This window comes from Arenibacterium halophilum, from assembly GCF_005938225.1.
GTDB classification, from domain to species: domain Bacteria; phylum Pseudomonadota; class Alphaproteobacteria; order Rhodobacterales; family Rhodobacteraceae; genus Arenibacterium; species Arenibacterium halophilum.
Genome location: NZ_VCPC01000004.1, coordinates 92,400 through 108,605, shown reverse-complemented (window position 1 = coordinate 108,605; position 16,206 = coordinate 92,400). Strand labels below are relative to the sequence as shown.

At 61.9% G+C, this 16,206-nt stretch carries 14 protein-coding genes and 1 tRNA gene; 8 read left to right on the top strand and 7 right to left on the bottom strand.

Features of this window, described 5'->3' with window-relative positions:
• Positions 1-22 precede the first annotated feature (22 nt).
• Complete coding sequence (locus tag FGK64_RS17440; RefSeq protein WP_138865137.1) at positions 23-904, top strand: 3-hydroxyacyl-CoA dehydrogenase family protein; 882 nt, start codon at positions 23-25, stop codon at positions 902-904.
• Here FGK64_RS17440 and FGK64_RS17435 read toward each other — a convergent pair.
• Positions 901-2,124: a winged helix-turn-helix domain-containing protein gene (locus FGK64_RS17435; RefSeq protein ID WP_138865136.1), complete on the bottom strand. Its 1,224-nt coding sequence runs from the start codon at positions 2,122-2,124 to the stop codon at positions 901-903. The two genes, FGK64_RS17440 and FGK64_RS17435, sit on opposite strands and share 4 nt — an antisense overlap.
• Positions 2,124-3,149 (bottom strand): LacI family DNA-binding transcriptional regulator, encoded by a 1,026-nt coding sequence (locus FGK64_RS17430; protein WP_138865135.1) that lies wholly within the window; start codon positions 3,147-3,149, stop codon positions 2,124-2,126. The genes FGK64_RS17435 and FGK64_RS17430 overlap by 1 nt, the downstream gene beginning before the upstream one ends.
• Before the next feature lie 130 nt (positions 3,150-3,279).
• Between FGK64_RS17430 and FGK64_RS17425 the strand changes: the two genes are divergently transcribed.
• Positions 3,280-3,356, top strand: a tRNA-Arg gene (locus FGK64_RS17425).
• 19 nt (positions 3,357-3,375) lie between these two features.
• Here FGK64_RS17425 and FGK64_RS17420 read toward each other — a convergent pair.
• Positions 3,376-4,008: a helix-turn-helix domain-containing protein gene (locus FGK64_RS17420; protein ID WP_138865134.1), complete on the bottom strand. Its 633-nt coding sequence runs from the start codon at positions 4,006-4,008 to the stop codon at positions 3,376-3,378.
• A gap of 158 nt (positions 4,009-4,166) precedes the next feature.
• Between FGK64_RS17420 and FGK64_RS17415 the strand changes: the two genes are divergently transcribed.
• Genes FGK64_RS17415 through FGK64_RS17405 form a run of 3 tightly spaced genes read left to right on the top strand, consistent with a single transcriptional unit; the run spans position 4,167 to position 7,069 of the window.
• Positions 4,167-5,099, top strand: coding sequence for a tripartite tricarboxylate transporter substrate binding protein (locus FGK64_RS17415; protein ID WP_171054129.1), 933 nt, complete (start codon positions 4,167-4,169; stop codon positions 5,097-5,099).
• A 57-nt stretch (positions 5,100-5,156) separates the two neighbouring features.
• The gene (locus FGK64_RS17410; RefSeq protein ID WP_138865132.1) at positions 5,157-5,576 is read left to right on the top strand and encodes a tripartite tricarboxylate transporter TctB family protein; all 420 of its coding nucleotides are present in this window, start codon (positions 5,157-5,159) and stop codon (positions 5,574-5,576) included.
• On the top strand, positions 5,576-7,069 hold the full coding sequence (locus FGK64_RS17405; RefSeq protein ID WP_138865131.1) for a tripartite tricarboxylate transporter permease: 1,494 nt from the start codon (positions 5,576-5,578) through the stop codon (positions 7,067-7,069). Before FGK64_RS17410 ends, FGK64_RS17405 begins: the two co-directional genes overlap by 1 nt.
• A 63-nt stretch (positions 7,070-7,132) precedes the next feature.
• On the opposite strand, the gene FGK64_RS17400 is transcribed toward FGK64_RS17405, so the two are convergent.
• Both FGK64_RS17400 and FGK64_RS17395 read right to left on the bottom strand, forming a co-directional pair.
• Complete coding sequence (locus FGK64_RS17400; RefSeq protein WP_138865130.1) at positions 7,133-8,551, bottom strand: hypothetical protein; 1,419 nt, start codon at positions 8,549-8,551, stop codon at positions 7,133-7,135.
• A gap of 26 nt (positions 8,552-8,577) precedes the next feature.
• Complete coding sequence (locus tag FGK64_RS17395; RefSeq protein WP_246057809.1) at positions 8,578-9,411, bottom strand: polysaccharide biosynthesis/export family protein; 834 nt, start codon at positions 9,409-9,411, stop codon at positions 8,578-8,580.
• Positions 9,412-9,469: 58 nt separating this feature from the next.
• Here FGK64_RS17395 and FGK64_RS22240 point away from each other — a divergent pair, with 58 nt between their 5' ends.
• The gene (locus tag FGK64_RS22240; RefSeq protein WP_171054128.1) at positions 9,470-9,670 is read left to right on the top strand and encodes a hypothetical protein; all 201 of its coding nucleotides are present in this window, start codon (positions 9,470-9,472) and stop codon (positions 9,668-9,670) included.
• Between the two features lie 221 nt (positions 9,671-9,891).
• Here the strand turns inward: FGK64_RS22240 and FGK64_RS17390 are convergent, their stop codons facing one another.
• Both FGK64_RS17390 and FGK64_RS17385 read right to left on the bottom strand, forming a co-directional pair.
• Positions 9,892-12,438, bottom strand: a complete 2,547-nt coding sequence (locus FGK64_RS17390) for a tetratricopeptide repeat protein (protein ID WP_138865129.1) — start codon at positions 12,436-12,438, stop codon at positions 9,892-9,894.
• 49 nt (positions 12,439-12,487) lie between these two features.
• Positions 12,488-13,177, bottom strand: coding sequence for a sugar transferase (locus tag FGK64_RS17385; RefSeq protein ID WP_138865128.1), 690 nt, complete (start codon positions 13,175-13,177; stop codon positions 12,488-12,490).
• A gap of 631 nt (positions 13,178-13,808) precedes the next feature.
• Between FGK64_RS17385 and FGK64_RS17380 the strand changes: the two genes are divergently transcribed.
• Positions 13,809-14,660, top strand: coding sequence for an ExeA family protein (locus tag FGK64_RS17380; protein ID WP_246057808.1), 852 nt, complete (start codon positions 13,809-13,811; stop codon positions 14,658-14,660).
• A complete protein-coding gene (locus FGK64_RS17375; protein WP_138865126.1) occupies positions 14,657-16,201 on the top strand; it encodes a GumC family protein in 1,545 nt (514 codons plus the stop codon). Before FGK64_RS17380 ends, FGK64_RS17375 begins: the two co-directional genes overlap by 4 nt.
• Positions 16,202-16,206: the final 5 nt, after the last annotated feature.

Sequence of the window (16,206 nt, the reverse complement as noted above, 5' to 3'; positions counted from 1 at the left end):
AGATGCCATCGACAGAGTGGCGGTGCTGGGCGCAAGCGCGGCGGCGCTGGCACTGGTGCGCGCCATGGCGCGGGCCGGGGTGGACGTGACACTGGTGGTGACCGATGCGCATGACGCGGCACGGCTGGGTGAAACGCTGGCGCCGGTTCGGGTTGTGATGACAGCGGATGGGCCTTTCGATCTGGCAATCCTGGCCGATACGGCGCTGGAGTCTGATGATAGCATCCCGGTCGTGATTGGGCTGGACGGGATCACGCCGCGCACGGGCGGCCCGCGCCTGCATCTGGCTGCACCTGCGCACCTGCGCCACCTGGTCGAAATCACGCCCAGCCCCGATGCCGCGCAGAACCGCATGGCTCAGGCGCTGATTGCCCGGCTGGACGGTGTCACGGTGACGTTGCCAGAAGGTGCGCCCTCGCTTCTGGCGCGGTTCGAGGCCTGTCTGGATCGCGCCTTGCATGGGCTGTTGATGACGGGGGCCGCGCCTTTTGAACTTGATGAATGTCTGGCTTCTGCCGGCTTTGACCCGGCCCCGCTGCTGGCGCAGGATCTGGCGGGTTGCGACCTAGGCTATGCCCGACGCAAGGCGACGGGCGATGCCACCTGTTTCGCTTTTGATCGCATGGTGGAAGAAGGCCGGCTGGGCCAGATGGTTGGCGTTGGCTGGTATCGCTACCCCGGCGGCGGCGGCCCGGTCGAAGATCCGCTGGTCGAGGACTTGCTGGCCGAAGAAGCGCGGTTTGACGGTATCGCTCAGCGTCCCGTCGACTGCACCGAGATCCGCGAGACCGTGTTCACCGCCCTGCGGGACGAGGCCCGCGCCGTGGTGACCGGTGGCATAGCCGATGCCTCGCAGGTGGCGCAGGTGGTGCGCCACGGGCTGGGGTTAGGCCAGCCCCTCTAGCGCGCCATCGGCGCGCGCAGCCAGCCGCTCGCGAACACCACCTGCGACACCCCCGCCAGCCGGGTGATCCGCGTCAGCTCGGCCTCCAGCCGCCGGGTCCGCGCATCCGACCAGCGCACGCCCGGTTCGGGCCAGAGTGCGGCGACCCGCAATTCATCGCAATCGCGGTGCGCCTTCATGTCGATGCGCCCCACGATGCGGTCGCCCTCCATCAGCGGGAAAACGTAATAGCCATAGACCCGTTTGGGCTCGGGCACGAAAATCTCGATGCGATAATGAAAGCCGAACAGCCGCTCGGCCCGCTTGCGGTCGCGCAGCGCCGGATCGAACGGGCTGAGCACACGCATCCGCGCGGTCGGCGGGGCCAGGTCGGCAATCTGGTCCAGCGTTTCGGGCCGCAGGTACACCGCCCGCGTCGCCCCGCCGACACAGGCGATATCGGCCTGCACCAGCGCGCCCGCAGCTTCCTGCGCGGCGCACCACGCCTTGGCCTCGGACGGGGTGACCGTATCCCAGAAGGCGGCGATTTCGCCCGAGGTGGCAAAGCCCTGCCGGTCAAGCGCGGCATTGCATAGCCAGTCGATACTGTCATCCGGCGCCGGGCAGGTGTCGGCATGGCGCAGATGTTCCTCGATCACCCGCTCAGTCAGGTCATAGCGTTTGCGAAAGGCGTCGCGCCCCACAACTGTCAGCGCGCCGCTGCGCCACAGGTATTCGAGTGCGGTTTTCGACGGGTGCCATTCCCACCAACCGCCATTACTGCGCGCCTCATCCGTGCCCACGTCGGACGGGCTAACCGGCCCGTGATCGCGGATATGGGTCAGAACGTCGTCAAACTTGTGCTGAAATTCCGCCCCCTGCCAATCGCGCCAACGCGATTTCAGCCGCGCGGCATCGCGGGCAAAGCGCAGCCGCCAGTGGGGGTAGAATTCGATCGGAATGACCGAGGCATCATGCGTCCAATGTTCGAACAGCGCCCGGTCGGACTCATACAGCCGCTTCAGCGCCTTGGGGCGATAGGCCGGGCGGCGGGCAAATAACGTCAGATCATGCGCACGCGCCACGGTGTTGATGCTGTCGAGCTGCACGAACCCCAGCTCGCGGATCAGCCGGCGCAGATCGTCGCCCTTTGCCGGACCGGACGGCGCCTGTGCCAACCCGCTGCGGTGCAGGAACAGATGCCGCGCCGCGCGGGTGTCGATCTTCGGTGGTGCCGGCATCAGCGCCGTTTCAGCGTATCGCCAAAGCTGATCTTGGGCGTCAGCGTCACGTGGTTTTCGACCGGTTGCGCCGGTTCCGCCAGCCGTGCCGCGATGATCCGCGCCGCCATCTGCCCGATCTCTTTCCGGCAGGCGTCCATCGTTGCCAGCTGTCGGGGCAGCCCTTGCAACAGCTCGACGCCGTTGAACCCGGCCAACCCAATCTGGCCCGGCACGTCGATCTTCTGGTCCAGCAGGTACAGCAATCCGCCGGCGCCAATCATGTCATTGGAATAATACAGAAAATCCAGATCGGGAGAGCGTTCCAGCATGGCCTGCGTCATCTCGCGCCCCTTGGCGAGCGCCGATCCACCGGAATAGAAGGCGCGATCTTCGATCTCGATCCCGTTGCGGGCCAGCGTTTCGGTGAACCCTTCGAAGCGTTTGCGCGCGCGGTGGTCCAGCGGCATCTTGGTGCCCATGAACCCGATCCGCCGATACCCGGCCTTCAGGATCGCCGCCGCCATCTCGCGCCCGGCGCGGCGGTGCGAAATACCAACCATCGCATCGACCGGCTTGCCATCGGTGTCCATGATTTCGACCACGGGAATCCCGGCGGCCTCCAGCATGGCGCGCGAGGCTTCGGAATGTTCCAGCCCCGCGATGATCACGCCCGAGGGCCGCCACGACAGCATTTCATACAGCACCCTCTCTTCCTTTTCGGGAAGATAGTCGGTGACGCCGACCACGGGCTGCAATTCGGTGTCTTCCAGCACCTGGTTGATGCCGGTCAGCACCTCGGGAAAGACCATGTTCGACAGAGAGGGGATGATGACCGCGACAAGGTTCACCCGGTTCGACGCCAGCGCACCCGCGATCTTGTTCGGGACATAGCCAAGGTCCTTCGCGGCGGCGAGCACTTTTTCCCGCGTGGCCTGGCTGACATCGCCGCGATTGCGCAGCACGCGCGAGACAGTCATTTCCGACACACCGGATGCCTCGGACACGTCGCGCAACGTGAGAGGGCGTTTGTTATCTTGCGACACTTGCCTGTATCCTTTTGATGTTAGGATAACGGTACCGCAAACACCGCGCGCCACACAACGGGTCAGAATCCGGTGTGACCAGAAAAGCCCATGACATCGGCGCGTCATGGCGCTAAACCCACACCCGGCTGGTCCCGTGGCTCAACTGGATAGAGCAGCCCCCTCCTAAGGGGCAGGTTGCAGGTTCGAATCCTGCCGGGATCACCACTTTGTTGCGCGTGGTGTGTTACCCCTGATCGGGTGCTGCGGCGCGGACCATCTGGGTGCAGACGCAAAGAATGCGGGCTTCGGTGTCTTGTGCCGAGGCGTAAAGATGCCCCCGGCGGCTGTCGAAATAGATTGAATCCCCGGCATTCAGGATCACGTTCGGCCGTCCGTCGACCTGCACCAGGACGCGCCCCTCGAGCACCATCAGGAACTCTTCGCCTTCGTGTTCGACCATTGCATCGAAGCGCATCTGTTCCAGCGGCTTCAGCGTGCCAAGCATCGGTACCATGCTTTTGCCCGCAACATCGGGGAACAGCATTTCATAGGTGTAGTTGTCGGTTTCCAGAAAGCCGAAATCGCCGTGTCGTGCGACCTCGAAGGCGCCTGCCTGAAAGGCGTTCGACCGGTCGGCAAACAGTTCCGACACGTCGACCGACAGTGCGTTGGCCAACCGGGTAAACCTGTCGTACGTTGGCGCCATAAGGTTGCGTTCGATCTTGGACACCGTCGATACCGCAAGCCCGCTGCGGTCGGCCACGTCCTGCAGGGTCATCTTTCGGGCTTTGCGCAGGGCCCGCAGCCGTGCCGCAAATGCAGCGCGGCCGGTTTCACTCGAAGAGCCAGACTCGGACAGGGCAGAGGATTGGGACATGAGCTCTCTGATGTAAGGGCGGCGCCGGGCGCCTTTTCCGATCAGAAAAGTAGCATTTCCAATCGGAAAGAGTCTAGGATGCCGCGTAGCCTGTCGCCGGATTGAACCGCGGGGGCAAAGCGATGGCATGGCCGTACTGCAGGGGAGGAGAGACAACAATGTTGAAACATATGATCGGCGCCGCTCTGGCGCTGGGGGTGAGCGCGGGCGCGGCATGGGCCGACTGGGCGCCATCGGGACCGATCAAGCTGTGGATCGGCTTTGGCGCCGGGGGCGAAACCGACACGCTGGGCCGCCTGATCGGCAAGGAAATGAGCGACGCGACCGGCTGGACCGTGGTTGTCGAAAACAAGCCGGGCGGCGGTGGCATTGCCATGTTCACGCAGCTGGCGACGGTTCCGGCGGATGGGCAGACCATCGGTATGGGCGTGTCGATGCCGGTGCTGGTGAACCTGACGGTGCGTGCCGATCAGGTGCCGTTCACGTTGGACAGTTTTGATTATCTTGCTTCGGTCGCCTCGGCGCAGCTGGCGATCGTGGCGCGGAAGGATGCGCCGTTCGACGATCTGGCCGGGTTGCTGGACCATGCGGCCAGCTCGGACGGGGCATTGGTCGGGTTCGACGCAAAGCCGCAGGAACTGCTGCTGAATGTGCTGAACAAGGATGGCGGCGCACTGCGCCCGGTGTCGATGAAATCCAGCGCCGAGCTGGTGCAGAACCTGCTGGGCGGGCATCTGGACGCTGCCTTCAACGCGGGCACGCATATTCCCTATCTGGATAGTGGCGAACTGAAGATGATCGCCTCGGCCAATGCCGGGCGGCACAGCTATGCGCCGGATACGCCCACCGTGCGCGAGCAGGGGTACGATATTTACGTCGATCCTGTGTTCTATATCGCGGCCCCCGCCGGGTTGGGCGACGATGTTCAATCGGTACTGTCGGATGCGCTGCTGGCCGCGATGAATGCCGACACGGTCCGCGACGCCATACAGAACGCGCTGCACACGGAACCCAGCGGCGATGGCCCCGAGGCGACGCGCGCAATGATGGACGACGGGATGAAGAACGTCGCCACGCTGTTCGGCAAGTAAGATGACGCACCGCCGCGCGGGCCGTGGCGGTGCACTCAGACAAAGGTTGTTCCTGACATGATGGCAAGGCTGAGCGGGCTGGCGGTGGCGGGCTTTGGCGTGCTGCTGCTGGCCTGGCTGATTCCGGTGCACACGGAAACCGTGGGCTATGGCTGGCTGCGGCCGCAGACCCTGCCGCGCGCCTGCGCGGTGGCGTTGCTGGTGCTGGGTCTGGCGCTGACGATCTGGCCGGGGCCAGCAGGCGAACCGGGCCCAGAGGTGGCGCCGGGGCGGTTGGCCTTTGTGGTCGTGGTTGTCTGCGCCGGGATATGGGCGATGTCGCGGTTCGGGTTCCTGCCGGTGGCGCCGGTGCTGGCGGCGCTGCTGGTGCTGATCTGCGGTGAAAGGCGCTGGGCCTGGATCGCGCTGGGCGTGGGGCTGGCGCCGGTGCTGTCCTGGCTGGTGGTGGACGTGCTGTTGAACCGGAGCCTGCCCTGATGCCCGATCTTGCGACCATTCTGGCGGGGTTCGGCGATGCCTTCACCCTTCTGAACCTCGCCTACGTTCTGTTCGGCGTGGTGATCGGACAGTTCGTGGGCGCTGTGCCCGGCATCGGGCCGGTGATGGCGATGGCGATTGCTATTCCGTTTACCTTTGCGCTGGATCCGCTGGTGGCGATTTCCTTTTTGGTGGGGATCAACAAGGGCGGTCTGTTCGGTGGGGCAATTCCGTCGATCCTGATCAACACGCCGGGCACGCCGGATGCCGCCGCCACCGCGCTTGACGGGCACCCGCTGGCGGCCTCGGGCAAACCGGGTAAGGCGACGCGGATGGCGCTTTATGCGTCGGTCACGGGGGATACCTTCAGCGATCTTGTGCTGATCTTCCTGTCGGCGCCGATTGCGATCCTCGCGCTGCGGATGGGCCCCGTCGAGGTCTGCGCGCTGATGCTGTTTGCCTTTTCGATCCTTGCCGGGCTGATCGGGCCGTCGCTGCTGCGCGGGCTGGTGGCGGCGGTGCTGGGGGTGCTGTGCGCCACCGTGGGGCTGGACCCGGAACATGGCACGCCCCGGTTCTATTTCGGCTGGTTTGAACTGTACGACGGGCCGTCGCTGGTTGCCGTTGCCATCGGGATGCTGGCGGTGGCCGAGATCTTGCGCCGCATGGCCGCCGTGACGCGCGACAGTCAGCCCGGCGCGATCCGGGTGCAGGGCGATGGCGACGACCGCCTGAGCCTGGCGGAATACCTGTCGTGCCGTTTCGTGATGCTGCGCGGTGCGGTGATCGGCACCATCCTTGGCGCGGTGCCCGGTCTTGGCAGCACGGCGGCGGCCTATATGAGCTATGCGGCGACGCGACAGGGCGATGACGGCGGCGTGCCGTTTGGCAAGGGCAACATCAAGGGCATCGCGGCGACGGAGTCGGCCAATAGCGCGGTGGTAGGCGCCAACCTGATCCCGCTGCTGGGAATCGGGATTCCGGGGTCAATCTCGGCCGCGCTGCTGATCTCGGCGTTCAAGATCCACGGCATCCAGCCCGGCCCTCTGCTATTCGAAAATCAGGCGCGGCTGATATACGGGCTGTTCGGGGCGATGCTGATGGCGAACCTGACGAACCTGATCGTGGGTCAGGCCAGCTTGCGATTGTGGGTCTTTGCGATCCGCGCGCCAACCTCGGTGATTTTCCCCTCGGCCTTGGTATTCTGCATCGTCGGGGTCTACCTGTCGACGGGGGGCATGTTCGGCGTGGCGCTGATGTTCATCGCGGCGCTGGTGTCGCTGGCGATGTCGGCCTGTGGCTTTCCCGTTATCGTCTTCATCATCGCTTTCTTCCTCGGCGAAGGATTTGAGCGCAGCCTGTCGCAGACGCTGGTCATTCTGAATGGATCGTCCGGCGCGCTGCTGGGGCATCCGATTGCGCTGGTGCTGCTGGCGATGGCCATTGGACTGGCGATCTGGCTGGGGCGTGGTGGACGGGGCCAACCCGGGTAGGGGGCTCTGCCCCCGCCCGCTGCGCGGACTCCCCCGGGATATTTGACCCCAAAGACGGACGGTTCAGTTCAGATCGAAGCGGCGTGACAGGCTGACGAACAGTTCGTTCGAGCGGGCCTTTCCAACGGTTGCCTCGTCCCGCATCCGCAGGTTGAGACCGGCGTTCAGATCCCAGGCTTCGGTCAGTTCGTATTGGTAGCCGAGAGAGAGGTCATTGCGTTCGATGCGGTTCGTGGTCGCGGTGCCGTCGCTGACGAAATACGAGAGATTCGCATAAAGACTGGAGTAGAGCGTCAGATCGTGGCTGTACCGCGCCGAGAGTGACGTTGTGAAGATATCGCGGTTAAAGGAGTCCGAAGTGACCGCGCGATTGAGGTTCACAGAGATTTGCGAGGTGGGCATCTGGCGCGCCCAGTTCAGCCCCCCGACGAGACGCGGAGAATTTCCGTAAAGGCTGGTGGCGCCAAGGTTGAAGCTGAAGCTGCCGGTCGGAAGCGTATAGCTGCGGCGGATCGTGGCGTTGGTTATGGCGCCATTGGTGGCCTGGGTGACGCTGAACCGCCCGTTGACCGAGCCATCGGTGAGCGGTTGGGTGTAGCTCAGGCTGCCGGTGGCGCCATCGGAGGCGGTGTTGCCGTTGGTCGAGCTGACGCGGGAAAAGCCGACCCGAGCCGAAAGCGACGACCCACGCGCGAATTGTCTGTCAAAGCCGACCTCGGCCGTGCGGGTATGTTCGTCCGGCGTAGGTGAGTCGTCGGTAAAGCGCGAATATCTCAGATCGACGACGACGGCCATCGTCGGGTCGAACCGGAAGTAGGTCGACAGGCCTGCGTTCTGACGATCGTAATCGTTCAGAGTGTTCGACGATTGGTTCGAGTAGCGCACGCCGCTGGCTCCGGCGGTGAAGCGAAAGCCGATTGGCGCGGATTTGCCTATTTCAAGCGTGGTTGCCAGCGAATAGGAGGTCCGCTCGCCCGTGCCCTGCAGATTTGCCAGATCACCGGGAGGAAGCAGCTCGTTGTCTTCGTTTTCGAAGTTCCACAATGGGCGCGATTTCGAGATGTCACTTTGATCCAGGGATACATCGAGATCGAACTGCGAATCGTACCCTTCGCGGCTGTAGGACAGGGTTGCGAAGGGATCGACAAAGCCGGTGGGTGTGCGGCTGCCATTGGGCAGATCGGCAAGGCGGAAGGCGCCTCCGGTCTGGAAATTGAACCGTTGCGTGCGAGTGATGCTGGACAGATCCAGCGCCACCGATGTTGTCGCGGTCGCGGAACTGCCCTGTTCCGGATCGGTCGGGCTGCCTGGCACCCCAAGGTTCAGGTTGTCGCCGTATCCGAAGGACTGTTGCAGGCCGAGTCTGGCTCTGAAGCCTGCGGCCTCATCTTCCCGGCCCTGCGCCCAAAGCGGTTGCGTGGCGTAAGCGAGCACCCCCGCCACCGCTGCTGTTCCTGCAATCAGCCCGCGTTTCTTCTTCACTGCTGCCTCCGGTTTCCGGATTCTTGTTATTCGAAGAGTTTTCTTGCCGGTACTACGATCACGTCGCCTTTTGCAAGCTTGGTGGCGCCAATGCTGTTTTTGCCGTTCAGCACGTCATTGTAGTTGAACTGATAGACTTTCTGTACGCCATCGTTGCCGACCCGGCGCAGCTGCACCCGCTTGACCGCGGCAAAACGGTTGAAGCCGCCAGCCTGCGCGAGCGCCTGCAACAGAGTTGTGCCGCGCTTCACCTCGATCATTCCGGGCGTGTTGACTTCGCCCATCAGATAGATCGGCATCCGGCTGGAAACGCCCGAGGCCACCGTCGGGGCGGGTTCGCCAAGCTGAACGAGCGAGACGATCACGTTGGGTTCGGAGGCGAAATTCGGTGCCAGCTTTCCGGTCACGTCCTGGCGCACCTGATCGACGCTGCGGCCGCCAACAGAGACGGTACCGGCCAGCGGAACGGTCACGCGGCCATCGGGCAGCACCAGCGACTCGCGGTTGAGCGAGCTGTCTTCCAGCACCTCGATCCGTACAACGTCGCCCGGCTTGATTCTGTAGTCGTCCTGCGCCAGGGCGCTGCCACCGATCAGGGCGAATAGAAGGGCGGCAAATACTCGGGACATGGTCATCATGGCGGATTCTCTAACGTACAGTGTTCTATTTTGATCAATCTTTAACCCTTGGGGCTCGAATTCTAAAGAGATTACTGATTCAGGGCGCATTTCAGCCGCCCGGTGCGTGGCGGACGTGCCGCGCGGGCAACAGTCACGCGGCGGCGGACCGGATTGGCGCCACCCAGTGATCAGCGCCCTCATTTCGGCCATATTGCCCGGCAGAGACACGATTCCGGTCACATTCACGCCCCTTTTCCCCCGGAAAGTCGGAACAGACACAGAAGAACGGAATAGCATCGTGGCTCTTGGATTTGTGATACTCGGAATGATCATTGGCGCCGTCAGCGCTGCAGCCTGCGTTATCTCGGGGGCCGGTATCCTTTATGCGCTGATGGTCTACGCTGGTGTTGGCGCCGCCACCGTAATGGGTGTCGTCTTGCTGCAGATGGCTCTGTCCTTTGCCGCTGATACCTTTGGAGCCCAGCCGCGCCACGGCTAAGCCGCTCTACCAAATTGATCGACCGGCCCGCTGTCCGCCACGGACACGCGGGCTTTTTGTTTCTTGGGCTGGGGATCAAGCCGGTCGCCGTGTTGTGCTGCGCCCGCGCATTCGTCCCGGCGCACACGATGGGAAGACCTAAACTGCTGGTGCCAAACCCATAAAAAAACACCGGCCCGATGGGCCGGCGTGATTTATGGTCTGACCTGACGACGGCCGTGTTATTCCGAGGCAGGCGCCGGTTCGGTTGGGGTGTCCGGAGACGTCTCGGGCTGCGTTTCCGCGGGCGCTTGCTCGGGGGTTGCCGGCGTCGTTGCCTGTTCCATGGCCGCATCCAGTGCCGCGATATATTCGGGCGGATTGCTGCTGTCGATCATGGACTTCGCCTTGGTCAGCTGTTCGATGGCCGCCTCGGATTGACCTGCCGCCGCCAGAGCCGCGCCATAATGGAACTGAACGCGGGCATCTTCGGCCAGCCCCTCTGCCGCGGCTTCCAGATAGGGCACCGACTCTTCGTAGTTGCCCATGCGGTACGCGATCCAGCCGTAGGTGTCCTGCAGCGCGGGAATATTGGTGTCGCGCATCCGGCGCGCCACTTCATACGCGCGTCTCAGGCTCGCTTCGTCATCGCGGTGATCGGCAAGCAAGCTGGCGAGGTTGTTTGCAACAACAATCGCGCTGCTGTTCTGTTCGTAGAGCTTTTCATAAACAGAGATCGCGCCTTCGTAGTCTTCGTTCACCTGCAGCCGTTCGGCCTGGGCAAACAGCAACTGCGAGTCATTCGGGATTTGCTCCAGCCCGTCTGCAAGCACCTTGTCTGCCTCTGCTCCGTCACCTGACAGAAGCGCCAGACGATACAGGCTCATCCATACGCGGCTGCTGTTGGGGAACCGTTCCAGCAAAGAGGTGTAGATGGTCTTTGCCTCGTCCGTCTGTTCAGACAGCACCAGCAGACCGGCCTTGAGGAACAGGAAATCGCCGTCTTCGGGTGCGTCAGCGATCAGCGTTTCGAGGTATTCCAAAGCCGCTTCACTGCCATCTTCGGCAAGCGTCCGTTGGAACAGGGCGATCTGGCCGCCTTTCTGGGTGTCGGGATTGTTTGCGACATCCTCCAGCAGCGACGACAGTTCTTCGCCCCGGTCTTGCGCGGCCAGCGCCTGAGCCTGAAGGCCCATCGACACGGCGGTGGCGGTTTCTGTCCCGATCTCTTCCAGACGGTTCACGACACCGTTGGCCTGAGACCAGTTTTCCATCTTGATGTAGACTTTGCCCAAGGCAGACAGCAGGTCGATATTGCCCGAGTCGCGGCGCAGTGCGTCGATCAGAACACCCTCGGCAACGATGTCCTGATTTTCGCGGACAAGGTACTGCGCATAGCGCAGCGATTCTGCCGGCGCCTGGTTCGAGGCTTCGACGGCCAGCGACAGGTTCTCGGCCATCAGCTGACGGTTGCCCTGGCGTTCGTGGGCAAGGGCCAGAAGCGTCAGCAGCCCGGCGTCGCGCGGCGATTTCGCCAGCGAGTCGCGCAGCAGAACGATGGCATCGTCGGTTTCGTCGTCTTCGATCAGCCATGCTGCCTTGAGCTTGGCCGCCGCAGGGTTCGACGGATCTTCGGCCAGAACCTTTTCGACAAGACGGCGCGCTTCGACAGCGTTGTTTTGGCGGAAGTACATCCGCGCAAGGTCGATCTCGGCTTCGCGCACGTCACCCGACCGTTCGGCCTCGGCGGTCAGAGCCTCGAGCGCGTCGATGGCTTCCTGTTCGTCGCCGTTCTCGAACTGAAGCTGCGCCAAGGTCGATTTGAAAACCACGGGCGACAGGCGGTCGGCTTCGATGATGCGGTTCAGCTCGGCAATCGCGGCGTCACGGTCGCGATATTGCAGGATGAAGGCCACAAGCCGGCGGCTTTTCTCGACATCGTCCGATGCTTCGGCTTCGCTGCGCAGCTGATCCTCGGCTGCGTCCAGGTCGCCTTGGTTGACCAGAAAGGCCACCAACATCTGGCGGTTCGCTTCGTTGTCGGGGAAACGCTCGACCATTGCCCGCAGCTGGGTGCCGATTTCAGACATATCGCCCAACTGGCTCAATAGGCCAAGGCGCAGCTGGTAGAGGCTTTCGTCATTCGGGGTTTGCTCGAGCGCGGCGTCGATGGCGGCCAGCGCTTCTTCCCACTTCTGCTGGCGCACCAGGTCGTCGATCATGACCTTGCGTGAGCCGGAAAATTCGGGGTTCGAGCTGACCAGCGTGATCGCGGCTTCAACTGCCTTGGTGCGTGCATCATCGTCGCGGCCCTGCACGGCGTTGTAATACACGACGGTGTTATACAGGGACTGGGCCTTGGCGTTGTCAGGCGCCAGATCGACGGCTGCCTTGGAATGCCGCTCAAGCTCGGGCAGGTTCTGTGTATCAAGCGCCATTTCAGCCAGCGCCAGGCGTGGTTCAAGTTCGTCGGGATACTGTTCGGCGACCCGCAGGAACTGACCGTAGGAATCGCGGATATCGCCGCGTTCGCGTTGGATGCGGGCATAGGTCAGCCGGGCATCCTTGTGATTTTCGTTCAGCTGAAGAACGTTGCGAAATTCGATGAGGGCGCGATCAAGGTCGCCCTCTTCCATCAATGCAAGGCCGGATTCATAATGTTCTTCTGCGCGTTCCTCGGACGAATCACAGGCTGCCAGCAACAGGACAAGCAACAGCATAGAGAGGGTCAGCGCACTGGAATTGAGCACCTTGGCCAGCGACTGGCCGATGGTCCGTGATACAAACACGAGTTTTCACCTTCGTTTCGGGCAGTAAAAGGCGGCCGACAGTCAGGTGTCAGCAGCCAGTTCCGCGCATTACGACGCCAAAGGTACGCGCCAAAATCGTGATGTCCAGCCACAGCGACAACCGGCGGTGGTATTCTGCATCATATGTTGCGCGTTCGGCAAAGGTGCTGGCATTGCGATCGGTCACCTGCCACAGGCCGGAAATGCCGGGGCGCATCGCATAGTAGCAGTTGTCAGGGTACAGGGGGATCTGTTCGATCATCATCGGGCGAGGCCCGATCAGCGACATGTCGCCCTTCAGGACGTTCAGCAGCTGGGGAAGTTCGTCAAGCGAGGTATTGCGGATGATGCGACCTAGTCGGGTGATCCGGGGATCGTGGCGCAGCTTCTGGTTGGCTTCCCATTCGGCGCGCGCCTCGCTGTTCTTGGCCAGGATGTCCTTCAAAGACGCTTTCGCGTTCGGGACCATGCTGCGTAGTTTGAAGATTTTGAAGACGCGGCCATTCTTGCCAACGCGATTTTGTAGGTAGAACGGGTTGTGTCCGTCAAGCGCGACCAGTGCGGCAAGCATCAGGATCACGGGTAGGACGATCGGGGCGGATAGCAGCACCAGGGCGATATCCAGCGATCGTTTGCCCGCGTTGCGGTATAGCTGTGTACGTTCTTCGGTTGGTACGGTGAAGCGCCCGACTACAGGGGCGGCCTCACGGCGATCCAAATCATTAATCTGTATGGTCATACTACTCACTGGCTACTTGAGGATGCGAAACAACGTGTTCCGCCACACCTGTCATCTGGAACCCAAAATCACACTTGCCGCCACATTCCGGCCATCTTCAGGCATCTAACGCCTCGAAAGGTGGCTCAATAAACGATTCTTGGCAACCGATTCTACTATATTTCTATGCTAATTGGCCATTGTAACGCCTTGATATGCCTATTGTTGAGGATTTGTCTACAAAGACATCTTTTTGGCGCATTGCGCAGGCAAAGATAGAGTTGCCCGTGTTGGTCATCATGACTCGCCCCCGTGTCATTTGCATCCGACTGTTAACGCAGCGAATGTCGAAGCGGTTCCATGAAAGATTAACATCGGTGCCGTTCAACCCTGGCGGTCACAAGTTCCTGAAACATCGCGTGGTGCAGAGGGAACACCTTGGAATTTCTAAGCGTATCGCGGATTGTAACTCTCGATACGGAGGCCGGGCAGGTGTATTGCCCGGGTGAAAGATTGTGCCGCGATAAGGTTTTGTGCGGCATGTGTATGTTAAACGGTGCGGCTGGCAGGTCGGGGGCCCGGCAATGAACGTGCTTACGGATGCGATTTTGGCCGCCGGGCAGGCGGGCCCGGGAACAAGAAAAGTGTGGCAGTGAACGAATTCTACCTGAACCATTTCGGCCTGACGCAGCGGCCTTTCACGCTGCTGCCAGACCCGGATTTCCTGTATTGGTCCGAACAGCATCGCAAGGGATACGCGGTGCTGGAGTACGGCATCATGTCGCGCGCACCGATCACGGTTCTGACCGGAGAGATCGGGGCAGGCAAGACAACGCTTTTGCAGAAGTTGCTGGCGCAGATCGACCCGACGGTGACCGTGGGGCTGATCTCAAATGCGCAGGGCAATCGGGGCGAAATCCTGCAATGGGTGCTGAACGCGTTGGACGTTCCGTTCGAGCAGGGCGCGACCTATGTCCAGAATTTTCAGCGTTTGCAGGATTTTCTGGTGTCCGAATACGCTCAGGGCCGCCGCGTGATCCTTGTGTTCGACGAGGCGCAGAACGTGTCGCTCGAAGGCCTGGAAGAGCTGCGGATGCTGACCAACATCAACGCCAACAAGGACGAGCTGATCCAGTTGATCCTGGTCGGCCAGCCAGAGTTGCGTGACATTATCCGCGACCCCCGGATGAACCAGCTGGCCCAGCGGGTCGCAGCCAGCTTTCACCTGAACCGGATGGATCGCGAAGCCACGCATGCCTATATCGCACACCGGATGAAACAGGCAGGTGGCACTGGCCATGAGTTTACAACAGAGGCGACGACGCTGATCCACAAGGCGACCGGCGGCGTTCCGCGCCTTGTGAATCAGCTGTGCGATTTCGGCCTTTTATACAGCTGGACAGACGACGAACGCGAAGTTCAGCGCAAAAGCATTCAGTCGGTGCTGGATGACGGTACGTTTTTCTGGGCGCAAGGCGACCAAGAGGAGGCTCAGAGCCGATGACCGAGGTTCTATTCTACCTGCGACTGTTCCTGCGTCGCTTGCATTGGTTTCTTCTGATTGCCGTCGTGGTGTCGGCGGTGTCGGTGATCGCGGCGTTTTCGCTGCCGCCAGCGTATGTGTCGCAGACCCGGTTGATCGTCGAGGCATCGCAGATTCCTGACGAGCTGGCGCCAAGCACGGTGCGCGTGTCGGGTCTGGAGCGGCTGCAGATCATCGAACAACGTCTGATGACACGGCCCAACATTCTTGCCATCGCGAACCGTCTGAACGTGCTTCAGGATCAATCCAGCATGACGCCTGATGAGATCGTCGAGGCGATGCAGGCGCGCACCCGGATACGGTCGCAGGCGGGGCGGGATCAGGCCACGCTGATGACAATCAGCTTCGAGGCGCGTACCGGCCGGTTGGCGGCGCAGGTGCTGAACGAATACCTTTCGCTGATCCAGCAAAGCGATATCGACATTCGTCAGGGCCGCGCGGGGCAAACTCTGGAATTCTTCGAAGCCGAAGTGCAGCGCCTCGAACAGCAGTTGCAGGAACAAAGCGCCAAGATCCTTGCGTTCAAGAATGAAAACCTCTCGGCTCTGCCCGACAGCCTTGATTTCCGTCAAAGCCAGCGGGCGGACCTGCAAGAGCGGATGGAAAGCGCCGGGCGCGAGATTTTCACGCTGAAGGCGCAGCGCCAGCAGCTGATCAATATCTTCAACGAAGCAACCAAAGTCGGCAGCGGACCGGGTGTAACCCTGTCACCCAGCCAACAGAGCCTTGCTGACGCCCGGGCAGAACTTGAATCGGCTTTGCTCCTGTACTCAGAGGTCAACCCGCGGGTGAAAATCCTGCAATCTCGTGTTGCGTCATTGGAAGCCAAGGTCGCCGAAGAAGCCGAGACGTCACAATCGGGTGACGATGCGGCCGAAACCGGCAACCCGCAGCTGAACCTGCAACTGGCAGAAATCGACACTCGGATCCAATCGCTGGAATCCCAGTCCGAGATTGTCGAGGCACGGATCGCGGCCCTGTCCGAGTCGATCGACCAGACGCCGGCCAATACCATCATGCTTGCGGAACTGGAACGCGAAGCGGAGAATCTTCAGGGCCGTTACAATCTGGCCGTGAACCGGCTGGCGGCCGCCTCGACCGGCGAGCGGATCGAGGTCATGTCGCGGGGCGAGCGGATTTCCGTGATTGAACAGCCCTCGGTTCCCAGCAGGCCGACGAAGCCGAACCGTGTCAAGATCGCGGCCGCAGGGTCGATGTTCGGCTTGCTGCTTGGGTTCGGGCTGATTGCATTGCTGGAATTCATGAATCGAACACCGCGCCGCCCCGAAGACATCATCCGCAAGCTGGAAGTCTGGCCGATGGCGGCGATTCCCTACACCCGGACGCGGCGCGAGATCGTATTGCAGCGCAGCCTGCGTCTTGCCGCGATCCTTATCGTGGTGGTCGGGGCGCCCATCGCCGTGTGGGCGGTGCACGAATATTACCTTCCGCTTGACCTTCTTGCGGACAAAATCATGAACAAACTGGGGGTCAGACTGTAATGCCC

Coding starts and splice junctions, on each gene's coding strand:
- FGK64_RS17410 (WP_138865132.1), top strand. CDS start 5,157: ATGATGGCAAGGCTGAGCGGGCTGGCGGTGGCGGGCTTTGGCGTGCTG.
- FGK64_RS17415 (WP_171054129.1), top strand. CDS start 4,167: ATGTTGAAACATATGATCGGCGCCGCTCTGGCGCTGGGGGTGAGCGCG.
- FGK64_RS17420 (WP_138865134.1), bottom strand. CDS start 4,008: ATGTCCCAATCCTCTGCCCTGTCCGAGTCTGGCTCTTCGAGTGAAACC.
- FGK64_RS17405 (WP_138865131.1), top strand. CDS start 5,576: ATGCCCGATCTTGCGACCATTCTGGCGGGGTTCGGCGATGCCTTCACC.
- FGK64_RS17385 (WP_138865128.1), bottom strand. CDS start 13,177: ATGACCATACAGATTAATGATTTGGATCGCCGTGAGGCCGCCCCTGTA.
- FGK64_RS17435 (WP_138865136.1), bottom strand. CDS start 2,124: ATGCCGGCACCACCGAAGATCGACACCCGCGCGGCGCGGCATCTGTTC.
- FGK64_RS17375 (WP_138865126.1), top strand. CDS start 14,657: ATGACCGAGGTTCTATTCTACCTGCGACTGTTCCTGCGTCGCTTGCAT.